The sequence below is a fragment of the Xenorhabdus japonica genome, from assembly GCF_900115195.1.
Classification (GTDB): domain Bacteria; phylum Pseudomonadota; class Gammaproteobacteria; order Enterobacterales; family Enterobacteriaceae; genus Xenorhabdus; species Xenorhabdus japonica.
Map to the genome: position 1 here is coordinate 160849 of NZ_FOVO01000001.1, position 15966 is coordinate 176814.

Genomic DNA, 15966 nt, shown 5'->3' on the forward strand with positions numbered 1-15966 from the left:
GAAATTCTTTAGCACCATAAGAAAAATCTTTACTCTCGAATTAAAATAGAAGCCTTACTCATCACTTGACCTCTGATATCGTATATTTGATCTCCATCACATTATTGTCGTTATTTATTATCATTATTTATGACCGTTATAAACATCGTGAATAACTCTATCCACATGTGTCACTCATGCAATAGATCGGTTTTTTCGTTACATAAGCTCGGGATAACTATCATAATGGATGGATAGGAGTATGATTATAAAAAAGTGGTTATCGCTTGCAAATCTGTGGCCAGCCTGTGTTGACCATGACATAAAAAATAGAGATTTTTATGAAATTCAAATCAAAAATAAAACCTTACCACGCGGCTGCTGGTGGCTGGGGTTCACTGGAGGCAACAACCCGCTTTGTCTTTGATAGTAAACAAGCACTGAAAAATATGGTTAACCTGATGCGCATGAACAAGCCCAGAGGCTTTGATTGTCCCGGATGCGCGTGGGGAGATGATAATAAAAGTCTTTTCAGTTTTTGTGAAAATGGTGCCAAAGCAGTCACTTGGGAAGCGACTCGTCGGCATGTTGATCGGGAATTCTTCGCAACTCTCAGCGTGAGTAAACTCTATCAACAAAGTGATTATTTCCTTGAATATCAAGGAAGAGTGGTTGAGCCGATGAGCTATAACCCGCAAACGGATCATTATGAGCCGATTAGCTGGAATGATGCTTTTGCCCTGATAGCCAGCCATATAAAGGCAATGGATAACCCCAATCAGCTTGAACTGTATACCTCCGGGCGCGCCAGCAATGAGGCTTCATGGCTGTATCAATTATTTGGTCGCGTGGTGGGAACAAATAACTTCCCTGATTGTTCCAATATGTGCCATGAAGCCAGTGGCTACGGCATGTTGCAAAGTTTAGGGGTTGGGAAAGGCACTATTCGGCTGCAAGATTTTGATCGTGCTGATGCCATCTTTATTTTCGGTCAAAACCCCGGCACAAACCATCCTCGGATGTTGCATAGCTTACGGCATGCTGCTGAACGCGGCACTCGCATTGTTACTTTTAATACTCTGCGTGAGCGTGGTTTGGAACGTTTCGCTGATCCACAAAAACCGCTCGAAGTAATCACCCCGATGGCAGGGGAAATTAGCCACCGTTACTATCAGCCCAAACTTGGCGGAGATATGGCTGCGGTGCGCGGGATTGTGAAGGCACTTTTGGAAACCCATAACGTCTTATTGGCCGAAGGCAAATCAGGTATTTTTGATCTGGAATTTATTTCAACTTATACCGAAGGAGCGGATGCTTACTTGCAAGAAGTTGCTGCAACTGAATGGTCATTTATCGAGGATCAATCAGGATTGACTGAAGCACAATTGCGCGAGGTGGCAACCATTTACCAAAACGCTGAGCGCGTCATTTGTACTTGGGCAATGGGGATCACTCAGCATAAACATTCTTTGGTTACTGTGCGTGAAATCGTCAACCTTCAATTGCTTTTTGGCCAGTTGGGTAAACCCGGTGCGGGGCTTTGTCCGGTGCGTGGTCACAGTAATGTGCAGGGCAACCGAACAATGGGAATTAATGAGAAACCTGCCAAACTTTTCTTGGATAACATGGCCGCCCATTTTGGTTTCGAGCCATCTCGTGCTCATGGTCATAATGTTGTGAAAGCGTTGAATGCCATGTTGCGTGATGAAGTTAAGGTGTTGATCGCACTGGGTGGAAACCTTGCGGCAGCGGCTCCGGATAGCCCACGAACAGAAGAAGCCCTTAAACACTGTGATTTGACCGTACATATCAGTACAAAATTAAATCGGAGTCATCTCATTACCGGTAAAAAAGGTGCTCTTATCCTGCCGACATTAGGTCGTACCGAACGCGATATTCAGGCTACAGGATCGCAATTTGTGACGGTAGAGGATTCTTTCAGCATGGTTCATGCCTCAGAGGGAGTGAACAAACCGCTATTTGATACCCAACGTTCTGAGACCGCGATTGTTGCAGGCATTGCCAATGCGACAGTAGGTAATACCGCGACGATTAACTGGCTGGAATTAGCAGGGGATTACAGTAAAATTCGCGATCACATTGCAGCGACCATTCCTGGATTTGATAACTTTAATGCAAAATGCGAACACCACGGTGGTTTCTATCTTGGCAATGCTGCGGCTGAATTACGTTTTGCTACACCAAGCAAAAAAGCTGAATTCAGCCATGCTCCGTTACCAAAAACACTATTCCCGCAAATTGAAGGCACTGATGTTCCTTTCACGTTGCAGACTCTACGCTCGCACGACCAATACAACACCACGATTTATGGACTGGATGATCGTTATCGTGGGGTTTATGGTCAGCGGGAAGTGTTGTTCATGAATCCGGAAGATATTACCCAATCGGGATATCAGGCTGGCGATCTGGTAGATATCGAGACAGTATGGAATGACGGTATTAAGCGCAAAGTCTCTGGCTTTAAGTTGGTTCCTTACACTATTCCTCGTGGAAACCTTGCTGCTTATTACCCAGAAACCAACCCATTAGTGCCAATGGAAAGTGTTGGTGATGGTACGGGTACTCCAACCTCTAAATCTGTACCAGTGAGATTATTCCTTACTGAACAGGAAGCATCTGAATCTCAGCGTCTTGTATAAGATGCTTGTAGTTAAAATCAGTTAGTCATAAGCACGTCGATTCAGGCTCGGTTTTTGAAGATAACGATACGATCTTCATTAAAAACCGAGCAGGATAAGATGTCTGAACGGAATCTTTAATTGTTCTTAGGTAAACTAATCAACAATTTGTCATTCAATATGATGAGAACCCTGTTTGAAAGAAAATCGTCACCTAACAGGCCATCAAAATCTATCCGTTTATCAGGATCTATCTTGTCATCAGAAAGCCGGGGTTATGCATTCAATATGTGTATTCTGGTTTTATAAAGTCAATTTTAATGCCGAACAAAGCCAGTAGAATAAGACGATTGAACTAATCGAATGCTACCGTGTGTATTGCTAGATCAACAGATTGAATACTTGACAACATTTTCATTCAACACCAGCGACAACAATGCCTGACGGGCAAAAATGCCATTCCCTGCTTGCTGGAAATAGTAAGCATATGGCGTTTTATCGACATCTACCGTAATTTCATCAATACGTGGCAGTGGATGCAGCACTTTCAGGTTCTCTTTGACATTCACCAGATCCACCGCGCGCAGAACGAATTGAGCCTTAATATTGGCATATTCTGAAGGATCAAGACGCTCTTTCTGGACACGGGTCATATACAGAATATCCAGTTCAGGCAGGATATCTTCAAAATTATGGTGAAGGCTGTAACTTACCTGTTTTTCTTCCAGCATATGCAGGATATAGCTTGGCATCGCCAATGCATCGGGCGCGATAAAACAGAAATGGTTGCCATTAAATTTTGCCAGAGCTTGTGTCAGCGAGTGGACGGTACGGCCATATTTCAAATCACCGACCATGGCGATTTTCAGGTTTTCCAGTCTGCCTTGAGTTTCCTGAATGGTGAACAGATCTAGCAAAGTCTGGGTTGGATGCTGGTTTGCACCATCGCCGGCGTTAATAATTGGGATATGACCGGAGAACTCAGAAGCCAGTCGTGCCGCACCTTCCTGTGGATGGCGCATGACGATAGCATCGGCATATTGGCTGATGATAGAAATAGTGTCAGCCAGAGTTTCTCCCTTTTTACCCAATGAGGTGTTGCTGCTGTCAGCAAAGCCAACTACGGAAGCGCCGAGTCGCTGAATAGCGGTTTCAAAAGAGAGACGGGTGCGTGTTGAAGCTTCAAAGAAGCAACTCGCAATCACCTTGTGTTTCAGTAACTCAGTCTGTGGATTGGCTTTCAATGCAGCGGCCGTCTGCAATACCAGTTCCAGATCTGTGCGGCTCAGATCATTAATTGAAATGATATGCTTGCGATATAACGGGTTAGCCATGTTTACGTTCCTCTTTTATGACTTCTAGCCTTGGACTCGGCAGGCAAAAAAAAGCCCCTCAATTGAGGGGCTTTTTAAATGTTCGGTTAAGCAATGGAAAAAACAATGCGCTCACGCTGCCAGCAGACAGTGTTTTGTTAGCTTGATGTTTTTTAACAACCTTTACAGCGCAATCTTTCATGTTTTCTCCCAGCAAATCGTCGCGCATTATACTCACGATAGCATTCACCGCAAGGCTTGCAGGAAGAAATTTCTGTTTTAATTAATTGTCAGATTGAATAACCCGAACAATGATATGATTATTCGTCTCTATCACCCAAACTGATAGCCATTCTATTGAAAGCATGAAGATGACAACAATAAGCACAGCCATTTATTTGGGATACCCGTGTTTCCACCAGTAAAATAAGTTCTTGATCCAGTTCAGAAGCATGGATTTCTTCGTAGCTTTTATATAAAGGGTTAATAATACTAGGTGAAACTTTTGCGTAATTCATTATCATCTCTCCGGAACTTTTATTTTTGTTGAAGAGTGTTACCTATAAATAGGTAATATAAAAATAGTTCTATCAGAATGCTTTTGAGGTACTTCTTCTTTATTTTCTTGTGATAAGTTATTTAACTTTAAATACCATAAAATCTTCGGCCAGATTGGTATTCGGGAATATTTCCCGGCATTCCGCCAATAATCGTGGACAATCTTCGATACCATAGCGTCCGCTGATATGTGTGGCGATAAAGTGTTTTACCTTAGCATCACGTGCGAGTGTTGCGGCTTGCTTGGTAGTGGAGTGTCCGCGCTCATTAGCTTTTGCTGCAAATGCATCTTCCAGCGTGGCTTCATGCACCATCACATCAACATTGGCAGCCAGTTTCAGTGCTTCCGGAGTCGGTCCGGTATCCCCGAAAATGGCCAGTGACTTGCCCCGAATTGGTGTACCTAAATAATCTTGACCACAAATTGTACGGCCATCTTCCAGTGTCACCGTTTCGCCTTGTTTTAAGGCCTGCATCCACGGGCCACGGGGAATACCATCCTGATTCAGTTTTTGTGCATCAAGTGCGCCGGGTTTATCGTGTTCTTCAATACGATAACCATAGCATTCCACGCGATGATTCAGGGCATAAGCCGTGACTTTTAGTTCACCGTCATCAAACAGTTGTCCGGGCTGGACTTCGATGATTTCCAGCGGATAGGTCAGGAAAGAGCTGCTCAGTTGCAATGTGGTTTCCACAAACTGACGTATGTCGATTGGCCCATATAAAGTGAGGGGATCGGTGGAACCGCCCATTGAACGGCTACACAATAATCCGGGCAAACCGAAGATATGATCACCATGCAGGTGAGTGATAAAGATTTTCTCCAGTTTGGGTATTTTGATGGGGGAATGGAGGATTTGGTGCTGGGTTCCCTCTCCGCAATCAAACATCCACAGCGCGTTGCGGATGCCCTGTAAATCGAGGATCAGGCTGGTGACATTACGCTCTTTTGTAGGAATGCCTGCACTGGTGCCTAAAAATTTCAGTTCCATTTTATTGTACTCCTAATTGTTGTTGTTCTAATGTTTAATGTCGTTCTAATAATGTTGAATGCTCTCCCAATCCAGATCGAATCGGGCAAGGTACTTGCGTAATCTGTCGGCATCATTAGGCTGTTTTTTCTGTTGGTGGGAAACAGCAAATAACTTGCGGCCTGCTTCCGATAAGCTGCTGGATTCACGACATACTTTAATCACCGTTTCTAGTTATTGGCGGCCAAACAGATCGATTTCTGGAAGATGCTTTGGCAGCAGGGATACGTCTTCCTCTCCGTGCCAATTTTGCTTGAGCCGCGAGATTTCTTCTTCAACTTCCGATGGCGTACAAAGATATTGATGCTGTGATGGAAGCGCAGCCATCGCTGGTGGAAATTGTGCATACCTTGCGTCAGGTGGTGTGTGTAAAAGGATAAGAGTCAAAATAGCATTGCCCGTTAGGGCTTGGATAAGCGTGGGATCGTGGTTCCACTTGTCAATATTTGTTCCAGTCTTCAACATTTAGGCCATTAACCATCGCAAATGCAGAATCACTGGTAACAATCGACAGTTTTTTACTCAGGGCATGAGCAGCAATCATCAGATCCATCGTGCCCATAACACGACCAGTTTGTTCCATACTGGCACGGAGTTCGCCATAAGTTTTTACTGCGTCCCTATCCCAATCGTAAACAGTGATCAAATCAATAAACATATTAACGATATTTTCCAGCTCCTTGTTTTGCCGTTTGGCAACACCGTAGCGCAATGCAGCCTCAGTAATACTAGATATGCATATTCTTGATGGTGACACAGTGCGTAATTTGGCGGTTACTGTTGGATTTTTCCGAAAAATATAACTGACCGTGTTTGTATCCAACATGTACATTAAAGAATTCCTTCAAATGGATCGCGTTCTGTTATGTCCTGATTGCGTTCATTGGTGTCTAAAAAATCATTTGGAACAGAGAAATTATTTAACATATTGAAGAATAAATCCCAGTCATCACGCTTAGATTTGTTTTTTGACAATATGACATCTCCATTTGTATCTTGGCTGATATAAACTCTATCAGTATCAAATTCAAACATAACAGGTAACCTAATGGCTTGATTTCGCCCATTCTTGAAAATTTTTACGACCTTTTCCATCACTCCCTCCTAAATAAAAATATTTAGCATATGTCAAAGCATAGGTAAGATGTAGTTTTAACCACACAATTAAAAATAGAACATGATGATCGCTGCGAATTAAACAGTCAGTAAATGAGGCAGAATATAGCCTGTGTAAAGAGAGAGTTCACGCTTTTATCGAATCAGAGTTGGATGAAGTGTTGAATCTAATTTAAGGAATTCAAATGATCTGGTATCCTAAAAAGGATCTTGAAGGAGAGACTTCTCCTGTAAAAAGCCAGAATTGGTTTATCAGAGGTATGTTGGGGAATGTTCTTAATCCGAAAATGGGCGTGTTTTATGTTTCATTCCTGCCCCAATTTATTCCCCAAGGGCATTCCCCCATTTTATGGACATTCAGCTTAGTGACGATCCATATATTGCTTGGCACATTGTGGTCATTGTCACTGATTTATGCCACCCACTCCCTTTCCTATATATTACGCCGTGAAAATGTCATTAAGTGGATGAATCGCGCGACAGGTGGGTTGTTTTTGCTTTTTGCGTTTAAATTGGTGATGAGTAGTCGGCGATAATTTTGTTAATCTCAGAATAGACAACCGAATCGCCATAAATGTCATCATTTTTGTGCTATATATCGGTTGTCAACTAGCATGAATAGTTATTTATAAATTAATTGATTACTGCATCAATTCCAGAATAGGAAAATAATGCAGGAGCCCCACCTGTATGCACAAAGAGCAATGGTTTCCGACTTTCAATGGTATTATTCAATACATTATCAATTAATCCGGCCATAGCTTTTCCGGTATAGACAGGATCTAATAAAATCCCCTCTTTTTGTGCCAATAGCGTGATGGCGTCTGACCCTTTTTTATTCGGCATACCATACATAGGAGCGAAATAATTGTCCCACAAAAGGACATCCGGGCAGGTTGTTTGGCCTAAGAGTGAACTGATTTCTTGCTGCAATTGGTTGACTTTTGGCTCTTGCTCGGCTGTAACACGCGAGACGGTAACGCCAATAACAGGTGTTTGTGGTAGGGTGGCGTGTAACCCGATAGCCAACCCTGCATGTGTGCCTGCGCTTCCAGAAGCAACAATAACGGCAGCAAACTCCACATCTTTTGGGCGCTGCTCGGCAATTTCTAATGCACAACGCACATAACCCAATGAACCAAGGGCATTGGAACCGCCGACGGGAATAATATAAGCATCTTCGAGATTGCTTTGATCAACCAATTCCTTCATTTGCATATTTGGATCGGTCAATTCATCACATATGACACATTGGGTATTGAATAATTCCGTCAGTAATTTATTGCCATTATTCATAAAATTACTATCGTGGTTTTGAATTGGATTTTCTAATAAAGCGACGCATTTTAGACCATATTTCGCAGCAATAGCCGCTGTTTGCCGTACATGATTTGATTGAATTGCCCCAGCGGTGACAATAACTTTAGCCTTTTTTTGTAATGCGTCAGTAATAAGATATTCTAATTTACGTAATTTATTCCCACCCATCGCCAGAGGAGTTAAATCATCTCTCTTAATATAAACATCGCGCCCTAAATAGTGGGATAAATTCTCCAATTTATCCATCATAGTTATAGTTTTTAGTAAATCAATGCGGGCAAATTTTTCTAAATTTTCTTTTAAAGACATATTATCCTCAGCGGATTGTAAATTAATAAGTAAAGCCTAAATAGAAATAGATGATGAGGGCGAAGCTTGCAGTAACCAACGCATATGGCATTTGAGTCCGAATATGTTCAATATGGTCACAATCTGTCGCCATTGATGCAACGATAGCATCGCTGGAAATTGGTGATGTCATATCACCAAAAATAGAACCAGAAATTGCAGCACCAATCATATACTCAGGAGGCATACCAACTGAAATACCTAGCTGTACCCCAATGGGGATCATAATTGCGAATGTTCCCCATGAGGTGCCCGTTGCTAATGACATGATGGAACTAATCAGGAAAATAAAACCGATGGAAAACCCGGCCGGAATGATACCAGAAGTAATTTGTGCAATATAAGCCCCAGTATTTAAATCAGCGGAAACGTTACCCATTAAGAATGCTAATACCATGACAGAGCTTATTTTTATCATGCTGGCATAACCAATATAAAGCTCTTTAAAAAAGGTTTCGATGGTTAAAACGCGGCGTAATAAGAACCAGAAAAAAGAGACAGTGGTTCCAAATATAACACTCCAATAGATAGAGGTTGAACCGCTGCCCTTACTAAAATCACCATTACCTGTGATATAGAGGGCAATAGGGAGCATTAATACCGTCGATAAAATAGGAATAAAAAAGTTTAATGAAGTATGGCAGTTGGGGTGTTCAATAACATCATCACTATCTTCACTGTGCTTATCTTCAATATCACTATTTAAATGTTCATGTAAGGCTCGCATTTCTGCGGTTCTCATTGGCCCCCAAGAAACATTAGAAAAAATATAAAACAAGACAGAAGCCAGCGATAACCAAGCCATAATATTATAAACCATAGAACCCGCCAGAATATCAAATGGCTCACCGCTGATTAACCCCCTGGAAATTTGTACACCGATGACCCCCATCATTGCGGCACCCCAACCATTAATTATGGCAGAAGAACAAACAGAAACACAGGATGTTTGAATAATGTAAGACATTTTTTCTGGTGGGATACCGTAATTTTTGGCTAATTTCTTTGTTGATGCCCCAGCAATTAATTGGTTAATTGAGCTTTCAATAAAAATTAATGACGTAATGATCATTGCCAAAAATTGAACAGATCTTTTATTTTCAATAAGTTGCGTCTTATCTGTTAGTAAACGAACTAAAGATCGCACGCCACCTGTAACAACCACAAGCCGCATTATTCCACCAATCATTAACATAAAGATGATGGTTTTTGTATTGCCTGAGGAAGAAAAAGTATCAATAATACCTTCAATAGTTCCTTGTATACCTAAAATAACATGATGGTCATTAATGACAGTAAAGCCGACTAATATACCGAGTAGTAGAGATAAAATAACCTGGCGTGTAAATATAGCTAAAATAATTGTGACAACAGGGGTAATTATGGTCCAAATACCGTAATCATTCATTTTTTACTCACCTTATTTTTTGTTATTTTTATATTAAGTAACTTTATTCTAATGCTTGTTCAATATCAGCTAATAAATCGCAAATATCTTCAATACCGACTGATAAGCGTAATACAGTATCATAAATACCAACCTCTTCACGCTCTTCTTTTGTCATTGAGCCATGTGACATAGTTGCAGAATGGTTAACCATACTTTCTACGCCACCGAGAGATTCTGCTAGAACAAAATAGCGTAATTTGCTTAAAAATATTTTTGTGTCCTCCAGTTCGCCTTTTAATTTAATCGTGACGACGGCACCACCTGTACGCATTTGCTGTTGGCAAATGGAATAGTGCGGGTGGGTGGGTAAACCAGGATAATAGACCTGTTCAATGTTTGGATGAGATTGAAGAAAATTGGCAATTTTGAGCGCATTAGCACATTGCGCTGACATTCGTAACGCTAATGTCTTTAATCCACGTAGTGCTAAATAGGCATCAAAGGGAGATGCAATGACACCAATGGTTGTTTTTAAGAAATCTAATCTATTGGCTAAATCATTCCGATGTGTAATAACCGCTCCACCAATAAGATCTGAGTGGCCGCCAATATATTTACTTGTAGATAACATCACAAGATCTGCACCTAATTCAAGGGGTTTTTGATTCCATGCGGTTGCAAATGTATTATCAACACAAGTTAATATATTGTAATTTGTCGCGAATGCACAAATACTTTTGATATCAACTAATTCTAATAATGGATTAGTTGGGCTTTCTATCCAAATTAATCGAGTATTATCTTTTATTTTTGCCTTGACTTCAGTAAGGTTATTTAAGTCGACGTAGTCAAATTGATGACCATTATTTTCAATTGCTACCCGTTCAAATAAACGAAACGTACCGCCATAAACCCCTTTCATTGCAATAATGTGAGATTCTTTAGGTAACAGATTTAAAACTAAAGCAGCGGCAGCTACACCAGATGCGGTTGCAGTTGCGTAAATACCATTTTCTATTTCGGCTAATAATGTTTCATAGGCATAGCGTGTTGGGTTACTGCAACGGGAATAACAGTATTCACCATGCTCAGATAAATCTTTCTGTACAAAAGTACTGGCTGTTGTAATAGGTGGAAAAATAGCATGATTTTCTTTGTCCTGCTGTTTTCCACCGTGGATTAACACAGTTGCTATATTTTTTATCATTTTTGCAGTCCTATAAACTAATTATCAATGTTTTTTAGGGGAAATATTGCACTATTTAGAAAGAATATGGCATAGAGAGATGAAAAATTTCTTCCAAAAAGTAACTACATTTTTTAAATTTAGAGAAAATTTTTTCATAAAGTTATAATTTTCAATATAAATCAATATGTTGAATGGATATAATTTAATGTGATGACTATCAATATATTAGAAATTTGTGCATAGTGATATAATTATTTTCTGATTTTTCTCTGGAATCTGGTGGAGATATGTCCAACGTTTTGGTGGAGTTGGATGTTGTAAGAGATTCTATTTGGAATAGTCTAGGAACAATTTTGAGCGATTTTTGGTCATTTCTAGACGGAAAAAACACACAGAAAACTTTGTAGAGATTTTATAATGCAAAGAGTTTTTATGGTGATTCAGCTACATGTTTTACATTCGTCATTCCGAACCTAATTCAGGAATAAACTGTTTCATATAATTGTCCCAATATATCCAGAAGTTCATGGTGCGAGTCATAGGTAAAGACATTTGACATCGACTGTACAGGCTTGAGTACTGGAACCTACTCCTGATGAAGCGATTTCTTGGCTTCTGAACTTCAAAAACTCTCGTAATTCGAATATCTATCCTGATTCGGTTAATGCGCTCGCTTGATTGGACATAGACTTGATGACAAGGCGTGTTTTATTGGTTCATACAGGGAACTGAGTATCTGAACAATTATCACCTGAAGGTCATCACAGGCCTCTGTTTCAATTTACAGCAGGTTTGTTGTGGCAGCTTTATCATCAGCTGTTCAGAAATTTTGCAATGCTTCTGATCGCATATGGAATATATAATGTTCAACCGCCACAATAACCCTTGTTAGATTTTTGCCTGCTAACTTATACATGCCTGGGAATTTCCACTGTTTTGTTTTCTTTAGAAAAACTTTGCTCTTGCCTCAGGCACTTTAGTTCCCTTCTTAAACGAATATCAGGTTATTTATATAAAAAAAGGGTTTTATTGTTATAGTTTTTGAAATCTATACAGGGATTTATGAGTGTTATGATGATTTAAATTTGCATTATGATACTGGGCGATATTATTTTATGAGAGAGAGAATAATATTAATTTAATATATTTAATGTTAGTAATAATATGCTTTTATATGCTGCCTTTGTTTTATTTAATTAAAATATAATATATAAAAATATTTTGTTTAAAACAGAGATAGTCAGTTAAAAGAATTACCTCAAGTGGAGAGCTTGTATGAATAAGCGCAGAGTCGTAGTAACAGGATATGGTGCGATTTCTCCTTTAGGGGAAAATAGTCATGATATTTGGCATGAGATTATTGATAAATCAATTGGATATGAATATATCGATCTTACCAAATACAATATCAAATCAAAATATTTTGGCTTAGTAAAAAATATTCCATCTATAGCGAAAAGAGAGATAGATCGCTGTTTGGGGCGGGAAGGAAAATTGTCTGTACATGCGGCATCAGAAGCCATACAGCATGCTTTTCCTGAGGGAAACCTTTCCACATATTATTCTAGTGATAAGATGGGAGTCATACTCGGTGTAGGCTGGGGAGGCTCGGATGCTTATGTGGATCTGGCAGAAAAACATCAAAAAAATAGATATGCCTATCCTTTCAGTAACTTACTGACGATGGCCAGTACACCAGCCGGGGCTTGTGCTATCTTGTTTAATCTTCAAGGTTATCAGAATACTGTGGTTGCTGCCTGTGCATCGGGTTCGCTGTCAATTGGCCAGGCTTATAGGGAGATACAACGCGGTACTGTGGATATGATGCTGGCGGGGGGAATGGAGTCTATGCGTACCCCGGCTGCAATCTGGAGTATAGATGTACTGCAGGCATTATCTAAAGAGCAGCACGATATTACAAAAGCCAGCTGTCCTTTTAGTGCTGATCGTAATGGATTTGTCCTTTCAGAAGGTGCGGCAATGTTGGTGCTTGAAGAATATGAATCAGCCAGAAGGCGCGATGCTCCTATCTTGGGTGAAATATTGGGCTATGGTTATCGGTGTGATGCTGTTGGGTTTGTCAATCTAAGTGACGATATTTCTATCCGTGCAGATACAATTACGCAAGTAATACAAGAAGCGAGGATAAGCAGTGCGGAGATCCAATATATCAATGCTCACGGGACATCCACACTCGAAAATGATCTCCATGAAACCCTGTCTCTCAAACATGCCTTGGGCAAAATGGCTTATAACATCCCCATTTCCAGCACTAAATCTTATACAGGACATCTGATAGGAGCCGCAGGAGCACTGGAATCTATTATCTGTCTCAAGGCTATAGAGACCGGAATAATGCCTGCTACTTTGAATCTGCAAAATGTATGTTCTGAATGTGATTTGGATTATTTACCGAATGAGCATCGTTTCGGTTTGGTAGAGCGTTGCTTGAATTTGAGCGCTGGTTTTGGGGGGCATAATACCGCCTTATTATTCGGGAAATATTCATGATCGTGTTCACTAAAGAGTCTATCAATTCATGGTTAATGTTATCTGGTGATACAAATCCCATTCACTATGACAGTGAATCAGCAAATCGGGCTGGTTATTCCGCTGTGGTAGTACCGGGTATGTTACTGGCTATGCCAATTAAACAAACTTTGATTATGGATGGAAAACCGGGGAACTGTATTGAGGTTTATTTCAAACATATCGCTATATTGGGAAAATCATATGAAGTTATTCAAAAAGAAAATTATGTAAATTTTACCGACTGTGATTGTGGTTCCACTGTAGCATTTGGGAGAAAAACTGATCGGCAGAAAAATGAACCTAAAGGAATAATCAAATTTGGTGAACATATACTAAAAAAGGAAGAAATATATGCTAGATTGCAAACCAATGAAGGTAAATATCATCCTATTGTTACTTTGGAATCTATGTTTTTTGCCCAAATGCTTAATTGTTTTAAATATAGTAATATATGGGGGGTGACAGGAAACGATTGGTTGTTATCCGGTAATTTATTGCAGGCTAATAGTAAATTATATTACAAAACAATGGCAATTAACTGGATAAATCAAAATTTGAAAATAGATTTTTTTATGATGTCATTTTCTGATTATCAACCTGGGAATAATAATTACATTAGTGTTTTTTATGATGCAACTGAATTAGGTATAAGAAGTAACTTTTTATTCGTAATAAAGGAATGGTGAATATGAAAGAAGAACTGTTCTATTATTTGAGGGATTTTGTTCAGAAATTAAAACAAGATATTAAAATAGAGGATATTAATTTAGAGTCAACATTTAATCAATTGAGTCTGGATAGTATGGATTTTGTGGAGTTGCATGTTTCAATGATGGAGGATTTTCAGGTAGACATTTTCAAAAATCAACATGAGGATTTAAAAAATATGTCAATTGATAGTTTTATATCGTATATATTGAAAATAGGTAATATGAAGTAATTCTTATTTAAGAAAAAAATATTTTCAATTTATTTTCATTTGATATGAAAGGATATTTATATGCTACTTTTAGATGAATCTACAATTCACGCACTATTCCGAAACCAAAATGGGGACGATTGGATTGGTGGCGTACATATGGTAAGTAAATTCTATGAATACGTCCCTTTTACTCTGCATGGAAAGAAATATATTGTATCTTTACGCTTCCCAAATTATTTGAATGATATTGGGTTTTATGAGGATATGTTATTAAAAGCGGTAGATGGAGGTTATTTTATTCCTAAACGCGATCATCGTATAATCAGTCTGCTATCTATTGATGATAATTACTCTCTTTCTCCCATGAAAGAAATTCCATATGCAGATATAAATTCATTATTAAAAATATTATTTAATGCTATATTATCTTATAACAATAGTAACTCATATGTTAATCAATATTTCTTTGAGTCTGTCAGTAATCTTGGAAATTTGTTACAAGAGCAAATTCCGTTGATGATACCTAAAGGGAATAGTGTCATGTTTCATGATGAAATTTCCCCTCCCCTTTATGGTTTTACTATTGTACGCCCGATATAAACATGGAGATATTGATGATGAGTGTTTATTTATCAACATTTGATGCTTATTTTGTTGCCGGAGCGACTACTTCAACGAATAGACTTTATGCCAATGGTAATCAACAAGTTAAAGTCGCTATTAATATCAGAAAACAAGTCGATGGTGTGGATACACCTCTAACTTCCGCAGAGAAAGATAGTGTGACGATTACTGCGCGCAGCAGTAATCCGAGCGCATCTATCTATTCAGGTTGGTCATGTGATAAATCCAAGAATCAGTATGATGAAGGGGTTAGAGGAGAGAATAGTAGAAGTATGAATGGCGTCGCTGTTCTAATGGATACGGAGGATCAAGACGGCCAGGTAAAGGCAGGGGTGGAAACCGTTTATCGTTACTTACGTACGAGTGCTAATCCTAATGAGACAATGGAATTTATGGCTGTGATTACTATAAATGGAGAAAAATTCACAACCAATATGGACCCTCATGTGCAGACTCTGACAGTAACACCACGTACACCGTATAAGATTAGAAGTTATGAGCTTGTATTAAAACGCGAGGATGCTTATACCGACGAATATTCAAAAGGCAATTACGTGGATGTTGATGTTTATTATTGGACGTTGCCTTCTTCATTGGCAATAAAAAATCAGCAGATTAATGGTAATGCTAACGTATCCGGGGGAGCACTTGCCAGCATAACGGGGGCAAAAGTTTCCCCAATCCGCACGGGTATCGTATTACACACGAGTACACAAAACTTCACTGTCAATAATTCAATGGCGACATCAAATTTACCTGGAGGTAGTAATAAAGTACGTCTTATTTCTGGGGATTCATTTATAAGGGCTTCCCGTGGGGCTTGTGATAATTATTATTATGATAGTACATCAAAATATAATTCAGGTTGCGTTGTAACGATAATTGATAATTTTGGTTGTGTTTCTAAATTTTCAGTAAGAGCTTCTGATGATTTGAATATATTAGATATTTACGATGCCTAATTATATGTAAATTGAACCGTATTTATTAAAAGTAAGGCGA

Annotated in this window: 15 protein-coding genes and 2 pseudogenes; 8 read left to right on the forward strand and 9 right to left on the reverse strand. The window is 39.3% G+C overall.

Annotated elements, in window-relative coordinates; translation table 11 throughout:
• Positions 1-320: 320 nt before the first annotated feature.
• A complete protein-coding gene (locus tag BM135_RS00755; protein ID WP_092516918.1) occupies positions 321-2639 on the forward strand; it encodes an FdhF/YdeP family oxidoreductase in 2319 nt (772 codons plus the stop codon).
• Between the two features lie 365 nt (positions 2640-3004).
• On the opposite strand, the gene pyrB is transcribed toward BM135_RS00755, so the two are convergent.
• From pyrB to BM135_RS17845, 4 genes are all read right to left on the reverse strand, one after another.
• A complete protein-coding gene (gene pyrB, locus BM135_RS00760; RefSeq protein WP_092516920.1) occupies positions 3005-3952 on the reverse strand; it encodes an aspartate carbamoyltransferase in 948 nt (315 codons plus the stop codon).
• A gap of 299 nt (positions 3953-4251) precedes the next feature.
• Positions 4252-4449, reverse strand: a complete 198-nt coding sequence (locus tag BM135_RS00765) for a carboxymuconolactone decarboxylase family protein (RefSeq protein WP_245737246.1) — start codon at positions 4447-4449, stop codon at positions 4252-4254.
• A 117-nt stretch (positions 4450-4566) separates the two neighbouring features.
• Positions 4567-5484, reverse strand: a complete 918-nt coding sequence (gene rnz / locus BM135_RS00770) for a ribonuclease Z (RefSeq protein ID WP_092516922.1) — start codon at positions 5482-5484, stop codon at positions 4567-4569.
• 45 nt (positions 5485-5529) lie between these two features.
• On the reverse strand, positions 5530-5688 hold the full coding sequence (locus BM135_RS17845) for a hypothetical protein (protein ID WP_422646158.1): 159 nt from the start codon (positions 5686-5688) through the stop codon (positions 5530-5532).
• A 110-nt stretch (positions 5689-5798) separates the two neighbouring features.
• On the opposite strand from BM135_RS17845, the pseudogene BM135_RS16465 reads away from it, so the two are divergent.
• Positions 5799-5903 (forward strand): annotated as a pseudogene (locus BM135_RS16465) (RtcB family protein); the annotation flags it as partial.
• 59 nt (positions 5904-5962) lie between these two features.
• Here the strand turns inward: BM135_RS16465 and BM135_RS00780 are convergent.
• Together BM135_RS00780 and BM135_RS00785 are read right to left on the reverse strand one after the other, a co-directional pair.
• On the reverse strand, positions 5963-6355 hold the full coding sequence (locus BM135_RS00780; RefSeq protein WP_092516924.1) for a type II toxin-antitoxin system VapC family toxin: 393 nt from the start codon (positions 6353-6355) through the stop codon (positions 5963-5965).
• Complete coding sequence (locus BM135_RS00785; RefSeq protein ID WP_092516926.1) at positions 6355-6618, reverse strand: antitoxin; 264 nt, start codon at positions 6616-6618, stop codon at positions 6355-6357. Before BM135_RS00785 ends, BM135_RS00780 begins: the two co-directional genes overlap by 1 nt.
• Positions 6619-6815: 197 nt before the next feature.
• Between BM135_RS00785 and BM135_RS00790 the strand changes: the two are divergent.
• Positions 6816-7175 (forward strand): annotated as a pseudogene (locus BM135_RS00790) (LysE family translocator); the annotation flags it as partial.
• Between the two features lie 97 nt (positions 7176-7272).
• Here BM135_RS00790 and BM135_RS00795 read toward each other — a convergent pair.
• The 3 genes from BM135_RS00795 to BM135_RS00805 are packed head-to-tail and all read right to left on the reverse strand — an operon-like array spanning position 7273 to position 10904.
• The gene (locus tag BM135_RS00795) at positions 7273-8268 is read right to left on the reverse strand and encodes a D-cysteine desulfhydrase (protein ID WP_092516939.1); all 996 of its coding nucleotides are present in this window, start codon (positions 8266-8268) and stop codon (positions 7273-7275) included.
• 22 nt (positions 8269-8290) lie between these two features.
• Entirely contained in the window at positions 8291-9715 is a 1425-nt protein-coding gene (locus tag BM135_RS00800; RefSeq protein WP_092516941.1) for a Na+/H+ antiporter NhaC family protein, read from the reverse strand.
• A 43-nt stretch (positions 9716-9758) separates the two neighbouring features.
• On the reverse strand, positions 9759-10904 hold the full coding sequence (locus tag BM135_RS00805) for a trans-sulfuration enzyme family protein (RefSeq protein ID WP_092516942.1): 1146 nt from the start codon (positions 10902-10904) through the stop codon (positions 9759-9761).
• A gap of 1257 nt (positions 10905-12161) precedes the next feature.
• On the opposite strand from BM135_RS00805, the gene BM135_RS00810 reads away from it, so the two are divergent.
• Genes BM135_RS00810 through BM135_RS00830 form a run of 5 tightly spaced genes read left to right on the forward strand, consistent with a single transcriptional unit; the run spans position 12162 to position 15926 of the window.
• Positions 12162-13397 (forward strand): beta-ketoacyl-[acyl-carrier-protein] synthase family protein, encoded by a 1236-nt coding sequence (locus BM135_RS00810; RefSeq protein ID WP_092516944.1) that lies wholly within the window; start codon positions 12162-12164, stop codon positions 13395-13397.
• A complete protein-coding gene (locus tag BM135_RS00815) occupies positions 13394-14104 on the forward strand; it encodes a MaoC/PaaZ C-terminal domain-containing protein (RefSeq protein WP_092516946.1) in 711 nt (236 codons plus the stop codon). Before BM135_RS00810 ends, BM135_RS00815 begins: the two co-directional genes overlap by 4 nt.
• Before the next feature lie 2 nt (positions 14105-14106).
• On the forward strand, positions 14107-14358 hold the full coding sequence (locus BM135_RS00820) for an acyl carrier protein (RefSeq protein WP_092516948.1): 252 nt from the start codon (positions 14107-14109) through the stop codon (positions 14356-14358).
• A 60-nt stretch (positions 14359-14418) separates the two neighbouring features.
• Positions 14419-14940 (forward strand): hypothetical protein, encoded by a 522-nt coding sequence (locus BM135_RS00825; protein WP_092516950.1) that lies wholly within the window; start codon positions 14419-14421, stop codon positions 14938-14940.
• Positions 14941-14954: 14 nt separating this feature from the next.
• Positions 14955-15926, forward strand: a complete 972-nt coding sequence (locus BM135_RS00830) for a hypothetical protein (protein ID WP_092516952.1) — start codon at positions 14955-14957, stop codon at positions 15924-15926.
• The last annotated feature ends 40 nt before the right edge of the window (positions 15927-15966 follow it).

Coding starts and splice junctions, on each gene's coding strand:
- BM135_RS00755 (WP_092516918.1), top strand. CDS start 321: ATGAAATTCAAATCAAAAATAAAACCTTACCACGCGGCTGCTGGTGGC.
- pyrB (WP_092516920.1), bottom strand. CDS start 3,952: ATGGCTAACCCGTTATATCGCAAGCATATCATTTCAATTAATGATCTG.
- BM135_RS00765 (WP_245737246.1), bottom strand. CDS start 4,449: ATGAATTACGCAAAAGTTTCACCTAGTATTATTAACCCTTTATATAAA.
- rnz (WP_092516922.1), bottom strand. CDS start 5,484: ATGGAACTGAAATTTTTAGGCACCAGTGCAGGCATTCCTACAAAAGAG.
- BM135_RS00780 (WP_092516924.1), bottom strand. CDS start 6,355: ATGTACATGTTGGATACAAACACGGTCAGTTATATTTTTCGGAAAAAT.
- BM135_RS00785 (WP_092516926.1), bottom strand. CDS start 6,618: ATGGAAAAGGTCGTAAAAATTTTCAAGAATGGGCGAAATCAAGCCATT.
- BM135_RS00795 (WP_092516939.1), bottom strand. CDS start 8,268: ATGTCTTTAAAAGAAAATTTAGAAAAATTTGCCCGCATTGATTTACTA.
- BM135_RS00800 (WP_092516941.1), bottom strand. CDS start 9,715: ATGAATGATTACGGTATTTGGACCATAATTACCCCTGTTGTCACAATT.
- BM135_RS00805 (WP_092516942.1), bottom strand. CDS start 10,904: ATGATAAAAAATATAGCAACTGTGTTAATCCACGGTGGAAAACAGCAG.
- BM135_RS00810 (WP_092516944.1), top strand. CDS start 12,162: ATGAATAAGCGCAGAGTCGTAGTAACAGGATATGGTGCGATTTCTCCT.
- BM135_RS00815 (WP_092516946.1), top strand. CDS start 13,394: ATGATCGTGTTCACTAAAGAGTCTATCAATTCATGGTTAATGTTATCT.
- BM135_RS00820 (WP_092516948.1), top strand. CDS start 14,107: ATGAAAGAAGAACTGTTCTATTATTTGAGGGATTTTGTTCAGAAATTA.
- BM135_RS00825 (WP_092516950.1), top strand. CDS start 14,419: ATGCTACTTTTAGATGAATCTACAATTCACGCACTATTCCGAAACCAA.
- BM135_RS00830 (WP_092516952.1), top strand. CDS start 14,955: ATGATGAGTGTTTATTTATCAACATTTGATGCTTATTTTGTTGCCGGA.